Raw genomic sequence first — 14,526 nt, forward strand, 5'->3', positions numbered from 1 at the left:
GTCAGCTTCCGTAGCGCAACGCATCACGCAGCAGGGTGAAGGCGGGTGAGCTCTGGCGTCGGCTGGGGTAGTAGAGGTGATAGCCGGAAAACGGCTCGCACCAGTCGGCGAGTACCCGAATCAGCCGGCCCTGCGCGACATGCTCCTGCACCAGGTCTTCCGGCATGTAGGCCAGCCCCAGCCCCTGGAGCGCGGATTGCAGGCGCATGGCAATGTTGTTGAACACCAGTTGCCCCTCGACTCGCACATTCAGGGCTTGCCCGTCCTTCTCGAATTCCCACAGCAGCAGGCTGCCATGGGTCGGCATGCGCAGGGTGATGCAGTTGTGTTCCATGAGATCGGGTGGAATCAGCGGTTTGCGATGGCGGGCGAAGTACGCCGGGGAGCCGACTACTGCCATGCGCATGTCCGGCCCGATGCGCATCGCGATCATGTCCTTGGCCACCTGTTCGCCCAGCCGCACGCCGGCGTCGAAGCCTTCGGCGACGATGTCGGTCAGGCCGTAATCGACGATGATCTCGACATTCAGGTCGGGGTTGTCAGGCATCAACTGTGTGAGGACGGGTTGCAGGATCGTGATTGCGGAATGCTCGCCAGCGGTGATGCGCAACTTGCCGGCCGGTTTGTCGCGAAACTCGCTGAGCAAGGCCAACTCGTGATCGATCTCCTCGAACCGGGGCGCGATCACTCGCAACAGATGCTCACCCGCTTGGGTCGGCAGGACGCTGCGCGTGGTACGCGCGAGCAAACGCACGCCCAGACGCTCCTCCAGTTGACGCATCGCCCGGCTCAAGGCCGGTTGTGACATGCCCAGTTTCGCCGCCGCACGGGTGAAGCTGCGCTCTTGCGCCACCGCCGAAAAGATTGCGAGCAGGTCGTAGCTTTCAACGGACATTGATGCGCCCCTGTTATGAACTGCTGGCGATTATGCCATCAGCCATAACAATCAGCCGACCTTAAAAACGTGCGCGACAGTTCGGGGCAGATCGATTTTTTACGCATTCTTTACGGTGGCGGATTTTGTTCGCATCGATACTGGCCGCGTTTTTTTGACCGCACCGCAGCCTTTTATGCCTGAAGGCCCCGGTCAGCGTATTGCCCAAGGATGGCATGCCACTTCTTCCCGCCGTTCGAGAGCCGCGACCCTTGAGTAAAAACAACGAAAATTCCCCGTCCAAATCCTCAGGCGCAGCCATGCTGGTGGCCGCTGTCGGTGTGGTTTACGGGGATATCGGCACCAGCCCCCTCTACACCCTCAAAGAAGTCTTTTCCGGTCACTACGGCGTGCAGCTCAATCACGACGGTGTGCTGGGCATTCTGTCGCTGATTTTCTGGTCGCTGATCTGGGTGGTCTCGATCAAGTACGTGCTGTTCATCCTGCGGGCCAACAACCAGGGTGAGGGCGGCATCATGGCGTTGACGGCATTGGCCCGTCGCGCGTCGGCGCCTTACCCGAACATGAGCAAAGTGCTGGTGTTGCTCGGACTGTTCGGTGCGGCGCTGTTCTACGGCGACAGCATGATCACCCCGGCGATCTCGGTACTCTCGGCGGTAGAAGGGCTGGAGCTGGCGTTCGACGGCATCGAGCACTGGGTGGTGCCGCTGTCGGTGGTGGTGCTGGTGGCGCTGTTTCTGATCCAGAAACACGGCACGGCGCGGATCGGCATCCTGTTCGGCCCGGTCATGGTGCTGTGGTTCGTGGTGCTGGGCGCGCTTGGGGTCTACGGCATTTTGCAGCGCCCCGAGGTGTTGCAAGCGCTGAACCCGATCTGGGCGGTGCGCTTCTTTACGGTCCATCCGGGCATGGGCGTGGCGATTCTGGGCGCAGTCGTCCTGTCGCTGACCGGTGCGGAAGCCTTGTACGCCGACATGGGCCACTTCGGTCGCAAACCGATTGCCCGTGCCTGGTTCATGCTGGTCCTGCCCGGTCTGGTCCTGAATTACTTTGGTCAGGGCGCATTGATCCTCGGCAACCCGGAAGCGGTGCGTAACCCGTTCTATCTGCTGGCCCCGGAATGGGCGCTGCTGCCGATGGTCGCGCTTTCCACGCTGGCGACGATCATTGCTTCGCAAGCGGTGATTTCCGGTGCGTTCTCCCTGACGCGCCAGGCCATCCAGCTGGGCTACGTCCCGCGCATGTTCATCCAGCACACTTCAAGCCAGGAGCAGGGCCAGATTTACATCGGCACCGTCAACTGGGCCTTGATGGTCGGCGTTGTGCTGCTGGTGATCGGTTTCGAATCTTCCAGCGCACTGGCTGCCGCTTATGGCGTGGCGGTGACGGGCACCATGTTGATCACCACGCTCCTGTCCGCTGCCGTCGTCTTGTTGCTGTGGAAGACGCCGCGCTGGCTGGCGATCCCGATGTTGTTCGGTTTTCTGTTGGTGGATAGCCTGTACTTCGCGGCCAACGCGCCGAAGATCCTGCAGGGCGGTGCGTTCCCGGTGATCGCCGGTATCGGTCTGTTCTTCCTGATGACCACCTGGAAACGCGGGCGCAAGATCATCGTCGAGCGGCTGGATGAAACCGCGTTGCCGCTGCCGTTGTTCATCAGCAGCATTCGTGCGCAGCCACCTCATCGCGTGCAGGGTACGGCGGTGTTCCTGACGGCGCGGGCCGACGCGGTTCCCCACGCGCTGCTGCACAACCTGTTGCATAACCAGGTGCTGCACGAGCAGGTGGTGCTGTTGACCGTGGTGTCCGAAGACAGCCCGCGCGTGCCGGTGGATCGTCGTTTTGAAGTCGAGTCCTATGGCGATGGCTTCTTCCGGGTGAACCTGCATTTCGGCTTTACCGAAGAGCCGGATGTGCCGCTGGCGCTGAGCCTTTGTCACTTGGCCGAACTGGATTTCAGCCCGATGCGCACCACGTATTTCCTGAGTCGTGAAACGGTCATTCCGACCAACCGCATCGGCATGGCCAAGTGGCGCGAGTACCTGTTCGCGTTCCTGCTCAAGAATGCCAACAGCAACCTGAAGTACTTCAAGTTGCCGCTGAACAGAGTGATCGAGTTGGGGACGCAGGTCGAAATGTAAGGACGGGAAGCAGCTCAGGGCTGATCGATGCTGACGGTGACACACAGTCCGCTGTTTTCGTTGACGTCGGTAAACCCCAGATCAACCTTGAGCCCCGTGCGATCGGCAATCGCCTTGACGATGGACAAACCCAGCCCCGAGCCCGACTCATCGGTGCCCAGGCTGCGATAGAACGGGTCGAAGACACGCGCCTGTTCTTCCACGGCAATCCCCGGGCCGGTATCGCTGACTTGCAGGACGACCGTCGCTTGCTCCCGTTTGACCGAGAGGTCGATACGCCCGCCGGGCGGGGTGTAGCGGATGGCGTTGTCCACCAGGTTGCGGATCAGGATCAGCAGGTCGGTTTCGTTGATGCTGACCTGTACGTCCTCGCTGCTTTCGACGCCGATATCGATATTCTTGCGGTCCGCCAGCGGCAGCAGGTCTTCCAGAATCCGCCGATAGATGTGCAGGACTGAAACGGTGGTCGGCGCTGTACTGGAATTTGACTGCGCGGCGGCCAGGCTCAGCAGTTGATCGATCAGGTTCCTGCTGCGCTCTATGCCCCGGGACAACGGCAACAGGCGTTCGCGGGCGGCTGCCGGTATTTCCGTGGCGGCCAGTCGTTCGGCCTGCAGGGACAGGGCGGTCATGGGCGAGCGCAGTTCGTGGGCCGCATCGGCGACGAAGCGCCGCTGGTTGTCCACGGACTGGGCGACGCGGGCGAGCAGGCGGTTGATGGCCACCACAAACGGCCGGATCTCGCTCGGCACATGGCTTTCGTCAATCGGGTGCAGGGCTTGTTCGTCACGCTGGTCGATATCGGCCGAGAGCATGGCGATGGGGCGGAACATCTTGCGCACCAGATCGCCGACCACCAGCAACAGCACCGGAAACAGGATCAGAAACGGCAGCAGACTGCGCCAGGCGCTTTCGCGGGCCTCCTTGTCGCGCACGCCGGTTTCCTGGGCGACGACGATGCGCTCGCCACGGGCCGTGGTTTTGACCAGCACGCGGAAGTCTTCACCGGCCACCCTCAAGGTCGACAGGCCATCGGACAGGGTCGTGGGGAAGGGCAGTGGCAGCAGGGCGTCATCGTTGCCGACCGCTTGGCTGCCGTCGGCCAGGTATTGCACGATGACCCGGGATTCTTCGTTGTCGTCATCCACGGCCTGAGCGGCGGGGTAGTGCAGGGTCATTTGCTGGCGGTCGAACAGGGCCGCCACCTGGCGCAAGGACTCGTCCTGCATTTCGTGGGCCTCGTCCAGCGCCGAGACGAAGGCGAAAACCGCCGCCAGCAGCGCGACGATCAGGATGGCCAGCGACAGCGTGACCGACAGCCGCAGTTGCACCGAATCCCTCAGGCGCCTTTTGAAACCATCCATCCCATTCCCCTGACGTTCTTGATGACGTGACTGCCGAGTTTGCGTCGCAGGGCGTGAATCAGAAACTCCACCGCGTTGCTTTCCACTTCGTTGCCCCAGCCATAGAGCCGGTCTTCCAGTTCACTGCGCGAGAGGATCGCCCCCGGCCGGATCAACAGGGCCTGCAACAGGGCGAACTCGCGGCTGGACAATTGCACCTCCGCGTTTTCCGCAGTGGTGGCTTGTTTGGACACCAGGTCCAGCGACACCACGCCATTGTCGAGCAACGACAGGGCGCTGCCACCCTTGCGCCGCAACACCGCACGCATCCGCGCCAGCAGTTCGGCCATGTCGAAAGGTTTGAGCAAGTAATCGTCAGCACCGCCGTCGAGGCCACGCAAGCGGTCGTCGAGACCGTCCCGGGCGGTGATGATCAGCAACGGCACCGGGTTGTTGCGAGCGCGAATGCTGTCGAGCACGTCCAGTCCGTCCTTGCCGGGCAAGCCGAGGTCCAGCAACACCAGGTCGTAGTGCTGGGTGTCCAGCGTGGCCAGTGCGGTGAGCCCGTTTTTCACCCAGTCAGTGGCGTAACTGGCGTCGTTCAGCGCACCCTGGATGGCATCGCCGATCATCGGATCGTCTTCGACCAGTAATATCCGCATGACCCGCTCCCCAAAAAAATAGCGCGACGGGCTGGGCCGTCGCGCTTGTATTGAAGCATCTGTGCAAGAGTTTGTCCGGCCCCGGATCAGGCGTTGCCCTTCAGCGAGTCAAAGGCTTTGAGCAACTCGTCCATCCGCGCCTTGCAGTCTTTCTGTTGCGGGGCGCTGGCACGCAAGGTGTCGAGCGAGCGGTCGATGGCCTTGTCCAGCATGTGCCAGTCCCCGGCAGCACGCGGCTTGATCCCGGCTTCGGCCGAGTCCCAGGCGGTTTCCAGATCCTTGATGCGGGTCTTGGCGCCGGGCAGGTCGTTTTTGTCGACGAGGGCGGCGACATCGGTCGCAATCGTGCGGAACTCGGACAGATCCCCCAGTTTGGAGGCGGCCTGGCCTTGTGTGCTGACTGCACCTGCAGCGGCGTTTGCAGCAGGCTTGTCTGCCGGTTTCGAGCAGCCGGCAGCAATGCTCAGCAGGCAGATGGACGAGACGATGGCGACGTGACGAATGAGGTTTTGAATCTGGCGCATGACGATTCCTTGATGAACAGTTGAAGGTTTATTCAGTGATTGCTTTGCGATTGCCGGTGCTGATCTGCGCGGCCGTCACCAGCAGGACGATGACGCAGAGGAAGATCGCGCTGGTCCAGGTCGCGCCCATACCAAGGCCGCCGTAGGTTTTGGCCTGGGTCAGCAGGTCGCCGAGGGACGCGCCGAAGGGGCGGGTCAGGATGTAGGCGATCCAGAATGTCAGCACCGTGTTGCCGCCCAATCGCCAGGCAATGAAGGTGGCGGCGATCAGTGCGCCGAAGATGACGGCGCCGACAGTGAAGCCCAGGCCCAGCGCTTCGGTCGCCAGGTCGCCGGCGGCCGTGCCGAGGGCAAAGGTGCAGAGCACTGTGGCCCAATAGAACAGTTCTCGACGCGGGGTGACGATTTCGCGGATCGACAGGCTGCGTTCCGTCCGGTACCAGACCAGGAAATTCACCACCAGCAATACGGAGAACACCGCGGTGCTGGTGTAGAGGCTGACGTCCAGCATGTCGGTCAGGATGTCGGTGATCTGCGTGCCGACGATGCTCACCAGCACCACGGTCAGCCAGTAGATCCAGGGCGTGTAGGCTTTGGTACGCAATTGACCGAACAGCGCAATGGCCAGCAGCGCCGCCATGCCGAGGCTGGTCGGGCCCGCGCCGAATCCGGCATCCACGGCCAGAAAGTCGGCACCGGTTTCACCCACGGTCGTGGACAGGATCTTGATCACCCAGAAGGACAGCGTCACTTCGGGTACTTTGTTGAGCCAGTCGGCTATGGCGGGTTTCATGGGTGGGATGCCTCTCCTGAGCAGCGCTGGAAGTGCGCAGGGGGAGAAGGTATCCAGTGAAACTTAGCTGAGCCTGAGGACGGAACCTTGCGGTCTCGTTTCAGCGCTCGCGCAAGGCGACGGCGCTGTAGAGACGCTGTTCATCAAACGCGTATCGGACATCCACCGTGAAGGGGGCGAGGCAGGATTCCAGATCGGGCGCCAGGCTGTGGATTGCGCAGTGTCCTGGTTCGGCCAACAGTTCCACGATCAGGTCACCGGCACGCACGTGGCGTTGGCAAAAGGAGAAGATGGCTTTGTAGAACGCCTCCCTGATGCTGAACTGCAATGTGCCTTCGCAGAAACCCTGTGTCGCGAAGTCTTTTGTCGGAGGACGGCCCAGCACCCGTCGATATAACGGCGCCTCCAACGGTCGGTTGCTCTGGGCATCAATGCCCAGGGCTGCGATGTGGCGCTTGAGGGCGAGGGCCGCCGCACAGTAGTTGTCGGTGTGCGAGATGCTTCCGCAGACACCGGGCGGGAACAGCGGTTCGCCCCCGGAACCCTTACCGATTGGCAGGCCCGGGAATCCGAGGTGTATGAGCGCTTCGCGGGCGCAGTTGCGCCCGGCAGTGTATTCGCGAAGGCGCTGCCGGTTCATCCCGACCGTCAATCCACGTTCCGCTTCGAGCAGGCCCGCAGACCACATAGCGCGGTCGCGGGCCTCGACGATGCAGCAATCTTCCCCGAGCAAGGTCGTAAAGCCCGTCATGCCCGGTCCAGCTCAACCGGCCGTGTAACCGGCGATGGTTGCAGTTCCTCCTTTATCAACGCACCGAGCGTTTCGACTTGCGGGGTCGTGAGCATGGACATGTGGTCGCCGGGGACATCCTGCAACTCGGGTACCTGGAGCAGGAGTTGCTGGCAGACACGGACAAATCCCGCTCGCAGTTTTTGCCGCAGGCTGGCGTCTTGCGCCAGAAAGACGGCAGCCCTTCCACTGAACCTGCCGTCGGGTACATAGCCGGCGAAAATCTGGCAATGCTGCTTGTAGAGCTCTTGAGCGGCGGTCCGCAACTGATGTTGCAATGCGTGGCTGCCCGGATCTTCCTCGGTGGATTCCAGCCATTCGGGAAGCGTATCCGGTTGTGCGCACAGTCCTGCCTGCTCTTCCAATACTCGCGGATCGATCAATGTGGCATCCAGCAAGATCAGTCGTACGGTTTTTGATTGCTGCTCCAGCAAGCGTGCCGTCTCAAAAGCGATCGTGCCCCCGAAGGAGTGTCCCAACAGCGTGATCGGCTCCTCGCTCCCACGGTTGAGGATCGCGTTCGCGTAACGATTGGCGAGTTCCTGGACGCCGAGCAGGTGCTCGCCGTCGCGGTAGGTCTCGAAGGGCTCCAGCGCATGGAAGTTGCACGTTGACGCCAGTGCTCTGGCCAACTGGAAATAGGCAATGCCATGCATCCCGCAGCCCGAGAACCCATAGACGTCGGGCAAGCCCGGTTGCTCGAACCAGCGTGTGATTTTGACCTCCCGGGAATCGCTCACGGTGCTCTGCTGATCCAGGAAGCGGCTCAGCGCCTCGACGGTCTGGTGATCGAAGAACGTGCGCAAGGACAGTTGGCGGTCGAATTCGCGGTTGATACGCACCAGACAACGAATCGCCAACATAGAATTCCCGCCCAGTGCGAAAAAGTTGTCGTGCACAGACACCTGTTCGACCTGCAGGACCTGGGCCCAGATGGCGGCCAGTCGATGTTGGGTGGCGGTTTGGGTGGCGACGCTGACCGTCTCGCCCGAGGTGGGTGGGGGCAGGCGGCTGCGATCGATCTTGCCGCTGACGTTCAGTGGCAATTGCTCCAGAAACACCCAGGCGCTCGGCACCATGTAGTCCGGCATGACGCGTTGCAACTGCAGTTTCAGGGCATCACTCCGCAGCGTCTGTCCAGGGCGCGGGACGACGTAGGCAACCAGTTTACGGGTGGCGGGATCGTCCCCGTGCGCGGTGACGATCGCCTGCCTTACGCAAGGACAACGTCTCAAGGCGGCCTCGATCTCGCCCAGTTCGATCCGCAAACCACGGATTTTCACTTGGAAATCGATACGGTCGAGGTAGATCAGGCGCCCATCGGGCAATTGGCGCGCCAGATCTCCCGTGCGGTACATGCGGCTGTCCGGCGGGCCGAACGGGTCGGGCAGGAACCGTTCTGCGGTGAGGTCAGGACGATTGATGTAGCCCCGCGCCAGGCCATCGCCAGCGATGTGGATTTCCCCTGTGCAGCCCACTGGAACCGGATTCAGATAGCGATCCAGTACATACAGGCGAGTATTTTCCACGGGGCCGCCGAGGGTGGGGGACTGGCCGGCAACGATGTGCGCGCGACTGGAGTAGATGGTGGTTTCGGTGGGGCCATAGAGGTTCCAGACACGGCGAGCGAAGGTACGCATGCCGTCAGCCAGCGCATCGTCCATGGCTTCACCGCCACTCATGGCGGTGTCCAGAGTCAGCTCGACCTGGCTGTCGATCAACATGCGCCACGTGGCGGGTGTCGCCTGCAGGACTGTTGCGCCGTATTCGTTGGCCAGTCGCGCCAATGCCATCGGATCAGAGGTGTCTTGCTTGCTGGCGAGCAGGATCCGGGCCCCGCTGATCAGCGGGAGATAGACCTCAACCGCAAAGATATCGAAGGCGGCCGAGGTCACGCTCAGCCAGACGTCCGAAGCCGTCAGCCCCGGTGCGGCCTGCATGGCCGCAAGCAGATTGCTCAGGGCCCGGTGTTCGATCTGCACGCCTTTTGGACGCCCCGTCGAACCTGAGGTGAACAGGCAGTAAGCCAGCTGTTGCTGACCGACCTCGATCTGTGGATCGGTCGACAGCTGCCCGAGTAGGGCCTCCCGATCCCGGTCCAGGCAGATCGTCGGCAGCGCACAGTCAGGCAAGTGTCCGTGCAGATCGTCACAGGTGAGAATCAACCCGACTCCGGCGTCATCCAGCATGGTTGCGATCCGCTGCGCGGGATACATCGAGTCCAGCGGCAGATAAGCCCCTCCGGCCTTGAGAATGGCCAGCAGACTGCTGATCAACCGGGGGCCGCGTTCAACCAGTAGCGCCACGACGGTTTCCGCTCCCACCCCTTGCGCGCGCAAGTGCCAGGCCAACTGGTTGGCCTGACGGTTGAGGGTCGCGTAGCTCCATGCCTGCCCTTCAAAAATCAGCGCAGTGGCCTCAGGGGTTCGTTGGACCTGTTCTTCAAAACGCTGGAACACCGGCAATTGCTGTGCGGCACTGAGTACCGTGGCATTTCGGGTCAGCGATAGCGAAGGGCAGTCCATCGGGGCCAGAGGCAATGTGTCGATCGGTGCCTCGGGAGTGTGTGCGAGGGCTTTCAGGATGGCCTCGAAGTGCCGCGTCAGGTGCGCCATCGTCTCGGTGTCGAATTGATTGGCGTCGTATTCCAGGCGACCTTCGAGCGCTGTCTGAGCTGAATATGCCAGCAGCTTCAGGTCACAGCCGAGGCTCTGAGGCCGGGGCGAATCGGATTCTCCTCGTTCGAACATGACGGGCAGGTGTTCAACGGTCGGGTGATCACCTTGTCGGGCCAGTTCTGCCAGCACACCTGCAAAATCCGCATCGGGATTCTGCTCGGCCTGTGCATGGGCTTCACGTGTCAGAGACACCACCGCCGTAAGGCTGAGTCCGCGGCGAAGGCGGGTACGCAGGAGCCGTGTATCGACCAGGTTGCCGACCCCGCCTTCCGCTTCGCCGGGGGGGCGACGCATCGGGGTGTAACCGAGGCAGATCTCGTCCTGCTGGCTGTAGCGATACAACAAAGTGTTGAATGCCGCGATCAACGCAATATCGAGTGTCGTGCCATGGTGTGCGGCCAGGCGTTCGATGGGCTCAAGCGTTGAGGGCTCGATACGCCAGGCGGCTACGCCACGCTGACGTGGCCGGGAGGAAGGCGAAACTCCGGTTCGAGGCAGTTCCAGGGTCCATGAGCGCTGAGGCGCTGGCGGGTGGGTGATCGACGTTTCGGTGGGGGCCGTGGCGGGTTCTTCACGTTGCAGCCAGTCCGGAGGCGGCAATGCCTTGCGGTCGACCTTGCCATTGAGGTTCAGCGGCAGGCGCTGCAGCGCTATCCAGGTGTCGGGCACCATGTAGTCGGGCAAGCCGTGACGCAGGGTGTGGCTCAGTCGTTCGGGGTCGAGCGTGTGCTGGTCGGCGCAAACGAGGTACGCCACCAGCCGTTTTTCGCCCGGGGAAACGTCCAGCGCGATGACCACCGCTTCGCGGATCCCGTCGCAGGCCAGCAGTTGATTCTCGATTTCCCCCAGTTCGATGCGGTGCCCGCGAATCTTCACCTGGAAATCGATACGGCCGATGAACTCAAGTGTGCCGTCCGCGCGGCGGCGTCCCAGGTCGCCGGTCTTGTACATCCGGCTGCCGACAGGGCCGAAGGGATTCGCGATGAACTTTTGCTCAGTCAGCTCCGGACGTTTGAGGTAACCCTGTCCGACGCCGATCCCGGCGATATGGATTTCGCCGGCCACACCATCCGGGGCGAGATGCAGTTGTTCGTCCAGCACATACACCTGAACGCCAGGAATGGCCTGGCCCAATGGCATTTCTGCAGCGACTGCGGTCGATTGCAGGTCTTGCTTGCACCAGGTCGCAACGTCCGAACACTCGGTCGGCCCGTAAGAGTTGACCAGGGTCAGCGGCCTGCCTCGCAATTGCTCGATCAGCGAGCGGTCGACCGGTTCGCCACCCAGTACCAGCGTGCGCAGGCTGGCGGTTCGGGGCGAGGCGGCAAAAGCCCGGAACGCGGACGGCGCGCAGTTGAGCCAGGTCGGGCGATAGGCCGTGAGGGCCTTCAGGAAACCGCCGGCATTGGCAGGCGAATGGGCTGGAATCATGAGGCATGCACCGGTGCACAAAGGACCCAGAATGTTCTTCTGGGTGAGGTCGAAACCGATCGAACTGGCGAGCATCACCCTGTCGTCGGCAGACATCTGCAAACCGTCGCGGACATACCATTGCACCAGGTTGGCAAACCCCCGGTGATAGTTGAGTGCACCCTTGGGACGTCCCGTGGAACCCGAGGTGTAGATGCAATACGCCAGATCGTCCATCGCCACGGGCCATTGCGGGTCCGTCGAGTCGAACGCGGCGAATTGTTCGGGCTCCTCCACAGCGATCGACTCCACCGATTGACCCTCGAAGCGATCCTGCAAATGACGGGAGGTCAGTACCGTTCGAACAGCCGTGTCTTGCAGGATGAAATGGATTCGCTCATCCGGATTGTCCGGGTCGATGGGCAGATAGGCACCCCCGGCCTTGAGCACCGCCAGAATGGCGACGACCATTTGTGGGCTGCGCTCAATGCAGATGCCCACCAGTGCGTTGCGGCTGACACCGGCAGCACGCAATCGCCCGGCCAACTGATTGGCCTGGACATTGAGTGCCCGGTAGCTCAAACGGGTGTCCTGGAAAACCAGTGCGACAGCGTCCGGAGCACGGCGCACCTGTGCTTCAAACCAGCGGTGTACAGGCAGGCCAGGGGCGAGTGGCATGTCATCCCCGGTGCACGCGAGCTTCACGGGCGCGAGCAAGTCACTGACGGCGGCGCCCGGATCACTCAGGGAGGCGGACAGAATCCGCTGGTAGTCTCCGGCGAGTGCCGCGACATCGGAGGGGGTGAAAAGCATGTCGTCGAACTCGAACACGGTGTCAAAACCACTGTCGGTTTCGACGATTGCCAGGTTCATTTCGAAGGCGGCGGTGATGTTGGTGCTGGGTAGCAGCTCGAACGTGCAATCGCCGACCCGCACGGGCGGCCGTTGTACGGAGGCATGGTTGAGAAAGATCCGGAACAGCCCGCCCGAGCCGGCTTCCTGGCCCAGACGCAGGTGGCCGACCAGTTCGTGAAACGCCAGATGGCGATGCATCATGGCGCGCAGTACTCGCGCCCGAACATGCTGTAACAGCCCGGAAAACGACAGGCCGCGCGTCAGGCGCAGCCGCAGCGGAACCACGTTGACGAACAATCCGGTCAGGTCTTTCTGGTCGGCGTTGTCACGGGTGGACAGCGGCATGCCAAAGATCATGTCTTCGGCGCCGGTGTGCCGATGAAGCAGCAGCGCGCAGACGGCCATGTGGACCATGAACGGCGTGAACGTGCCGGGACCGGTCAACGCCCGCAATTGCCCGGTGGTTGTCGGTGTCAGTGTGTTGACTACATCGCGGGCCTTGCGCGTGAGTTGTCCGCTGGCAGGCCTGGCACAAGGGAAACGCTGGGGGGCAGGGCGATCCGCCAGTTCCGTGAGCCAGTAACCCAGCGAATCCGATGGGGTGGTGGTCTTTTGGCGATTCACGTACTCGCTGTAGGACAGCGGCAGAGGGGACGCTGTATCGGTCCCGCCGGTGATTGCCGTGTAACGAGCCAATAGATCGCGCCACAGAATCTCGATCGAGCTGCCATCGAAAACCAGATGATGGATGACGAACAGCAACACATGCTGCTCGGGCCCGGTTCGCAGCAGCACACAACGCAACAGCGGACCGCGGCTGATATCCATCGGCCTTTTCAGCAACGCATCGATGCGCGCGGCAAGGGTATCGCGCTCGCCGTCGGCGATCACCACGTGCTCGAGGGTGGCGTCGAAGGTGCCGGAAATGATCTGGCGGGGAGTTTCTCCCTCCAGTACAAACCGCGCGCGCAGGTTGTCGTGGCGCTGTACCAGCCAATCGATGGCTTGCTGCAAGGCAGGGATATCGAGTGGGCCATCAATCGATACACGCACCGGAATGTTGTGGGAGGTGGCGGCCTGATTGACCTGTTCGCTGATCCACAGACCTACCTGAGTGTCGAGCAGCGGCAATGAGCAGTCGTTGGGAAGGGTCGGGTTCATGAGGCTTGTGTCTCGACTTCACAGGTTTCCAGCCAATCGAAAATCTGCAGTGCGCGATCCTTGGATTCGCAGGTGAAAAAGGCCGTCAGCACGGTTTCCAGGGCCACCGGAGGCGCCATGACGAACTCGCCGTTGCTGCGGTGCTGGATGATGGTGCTGGCGCCCATTTCGCGGCATTGCGCGACCGTCTTTTCGATGGATTTCAGCACGCCGCTTTTCTTGACGCTGAAGTCGTACTCCAGGCCGATTCGGCGCTGCGGCAGATCCAGTTTCAGTTGCGGCGTATTCAGTTTGAGGTCGACGTCATAGACATCCAGCCCGAGGCAGATGTCCATCAGATAACGGGACGAGATGCCGCCACCGGAAATTCTCGGGGCCAGTTCCAGGATGTAGACCCGTTGGTCGGGCGTGATGCGAAACTCGGCGTGGAAGGGCGACTGATCCAGCCCGATGGCCGCAATGATCCGGCGCAGCGCAACCAGGAAAGGCTCACCGGCCTGCATGTCGAACGGCCTGGAAATCTGGGCGTTTTCGTGGAATGTCGGTCCTTCCAGGCGTGGGTATTTATGGTGCAGCAGCAGCGGTCTGATTTCGCCATCCAGCACATAGCCATCCACCGAGAACTCTTCACCGTCGATGTACTCTTCAATCAGGATCTGCGAGCCGCCACGCTGGCTGCTCATCAATGAGCAGACCCGACGGGTCAGCGTCAGCGCCTTGTTGAACGCGGCCTGGTCATCGACCCGGATCACCCCGGCGCTGTAGAAGCCGTTGGAGGGTTTGAGCACGACCGGCAGATTCAGCGACACCTCGACCTGCTGCCATGCCTGCTGTGCGCTGACATCCTGGGGCAGGCACAGATAACGTGAAATGAAATCGGCGGTCGCGGGGACCGACTTGAAGGCCGCTTTGTCCGTCAGCGTGAAAATGGCGTCCGGATCGCGCGCGGGCAGCCCGAAGAGGCGCTTGAGGACATCCACCTGAACCTGGAACCCGTCGTTGAATGAAACGACATGGTCGAACCGTTGCCCGGCGCCGACGGCCTCCAGTGCCGCGGACAACTGTTGTTCCCAGGCGCTCTTTTCGTTCTGCAGCAGTGCGGGCGGTACGAAACAGACGACATCTCTGTCGTGTTCGCGGCAATACGCAACATAATCCTGAAGGTCACTTTCACGGCCAAGGGCCAGAATCTGCATCATCTTTCCATCTCTGAATACAAAGTCATCGGGCGAGACGGCGCCGTTCGACGCGCCGGTCCGGTCGGTTGAAATCGC

Annotated in this window: 9 protein-coding genes; 1 reads left to right on the plus strand and 8 read right to left on the minus strand. The window is 61.9% G+C overall.

The window, feature by feature from the left end:
- Position 1 precedes the first annotated feature (1 nt).
- A complete protein-coding gene (locus AC1RMX_RS27860) occupies positions 2 to 895 on the minus strand; it encodes a LysR family transcriptional regulator (RefSeq protein ID WP_102622157.1) in 894 nt (297 codons plus the stop codon).
- Positions 896 to 1,110: 215 nt separating this feature from the next.
- Here AC1RMX_RS27860 and AC1RMX_RS27865 point away from each other — a divergent pair, with 215 nt between their 5' ends.
- Positions 1,111 to 3,036, plus strand: a complete 1,926-nt coding sequence (locus AC1RMX_RS27865; RefSeq protein ID WP_425220386.1) for a potassium transporter Kup — start codon at positions 1,111 to 1,113, stop codon at positions 3,034 to 3,036.
- Positions 3,037 to 3,050: 14 nt separating this feature from the next.
- Here the strand turns inward: AC1RMX_RS27865 and AC1RMX_RS27870 are convergent, their stop codons facing one another.
- The 7 genes from AC1RMX_RS27870 to AC1RMX_RS27900 all read right to left on the minus strand — a co-directional run bounded on the left by AC1RMX_RS27870 (position 3,051) and on the right by AC1RMX_RS27900 (position 14,451).
- Positions 3,051 to 4,400: an ATP-binding protein gene (locus AC1RMX_RS27870; RefSeq protein ID WP_493073696.1), complete on the minus strand. Its 1,350-nt coding sequence runs from the start codon at positions 4,398 to 4,400 to the stop codon at positions 3,051 to 3,053.
- Complete coding sequence (locus AC1RMX_RS27875) at positions 4,376 to 5,041, minus strand: response regulator (protein WP_096820631.1); 666 nt, start codon at positions 5,039 to 5,041, stop codon at positions 4,376 to 4,378. Before AC1RMX_RS27875 ends, AC1RMX_RS27870 begins: the two co-directional genes overlap by 25 nt.
- 86 nt (positions 5,042 to 5,127) lie before the next feature.
- A complete protein-coding gene (locus AC1RMX_RS27880; protein WP_493073697.1) occupies positions 5,128 to 5,565 on the minus strand; it encodes a hypothetical protein in 438 nt (145 codons plus the stop codon).
- Positions 5,566 to 5,593: 28 nt separating this feature from the next.
- Positions 5,594 to 6,358: a COG4705 family protein gene (locus AC1RMX_RS27885; RefSeq protein WP_096820633.1), complete on the minus strand. Its 765-nt coding sequence runs from the start codon at positions 6,356 to 6,358 to the stop codon at positions 5,594 to 5,596.
- Positions 6,359 to 6,458: 100 nt separating this feature from the next.
- Positions 6,459 to 7,109, minus strand: a complete 651-nt coding sequence (locus AC1RMX_RS27890) for a 4'-phosphopantetheinyl transferase family protein (RefSeq protein ID WP_493073698.1) — start codon at positions 7,107 to 7,109, stop codon at positions 6,459 to 6,461.
- Positions 7,106 to 13,252 carry an amino acid adenylation domain-containing protein gene (locus AC1RMX_RS27895; protein WP_493073700.1) on the minus strand — a complete coding sequence of 2,049 codons (6,147 nt, stop codon included), beginning with the start codon at positions 13,250 to 13,252 and terminating at the stop codon, positions 7,106 to 7,108. Before AC1RMX_RS27895 ends, AC1RMX_RS27890 begins: the two co-directional genes overlap by 4 nt.
- A complete protein-coding gene (locus AC1RMX_RS27900; RefSeq protein WP_493073701.1) occupies positions 13,249 to 14,451 on the minus strand; it encodes an ATP-grasp domain-containing protein in 1,203 nt (400 codons plus the stop codon). Before AC1RMX_RS27900 ends, AC1RMX_RS27895 begins: the two co-directional genes overlap by 4 nt.
- Positions 14,452 to 14,526: the final 75 nt, after the last annotated feature.

The organism is Pseudomonas sp. GW822-FHT03F04 (assembly GCF_058801405.1).

Bases quoted from the DNA above. Each gene is read 5' to 3' on its own strand.
- AC1RMX_RS27860 (WP_102622157.1), bottom strand. From the start codon at position 895: ATGTCCGTTGAAAGCTACGACCTGCTCGCAATCTTTTCGGCGGTGGCG.
- AC1RMX_RS27875 (WP_096820631.1), bottom strand. From the start codon at position 5,041: ATGCGGATATTACTGGTCGAAGACGATCCGATGATCGGCGATGCCATC.
- AC1RMX_RS27880 (WP_493073697.1), bottom strand. From the start codon at position 5,565: ATGCGCCAGATTCAAAACCTCATTCGTCACGTCGCCATCGTCTCGTCC.
- AC1RMX_RS27865 (WP_425220386.1), top strand. From the start codon at position 1,111: ATGCCACTTCTTCCCGCCGTTCGAGAGCCGCGACCCTTGAGTAAAAAC.
- AC1RMX_RS27895 (WP_493073700.1), bottom strand. From the start codon at position 13,252: ATGAACCCGACCCTTCCCAACGACTGCTCATTGCCGCTGCTCGACACT.
- AC1RMX_RS27890 (WP_493073698.1), bottom strand. From the start codon at position 7,109: ATGACGGGCTTTACGACCTTGCTCGGGGAAGATTGCTGCATCGTCGAG.
- AC1RMX_RS27870 (WP_493073696.1), bottom strand. From the start codon at position 4,400: ATGGATGGTTTCAAAAGGCGCCTGAGGGATTCGGTGCAACTGCGGCTG.
- AC1RMX_RS27885 (WP_096820633.1), bottom strand. From the start codon at position 6,358: ATGAAACCCGCCATAGCCGACTGGCTCAACAAAGTACCCGAAGTGACG.
- AC1RMX_RS27900 (WP_493073701.1), bottom strand. From the start codon at position 14,451: ATGATGCAGATTCTGGCCCTTGGCCGTGAAAGTGACCTTCAGGATTAT.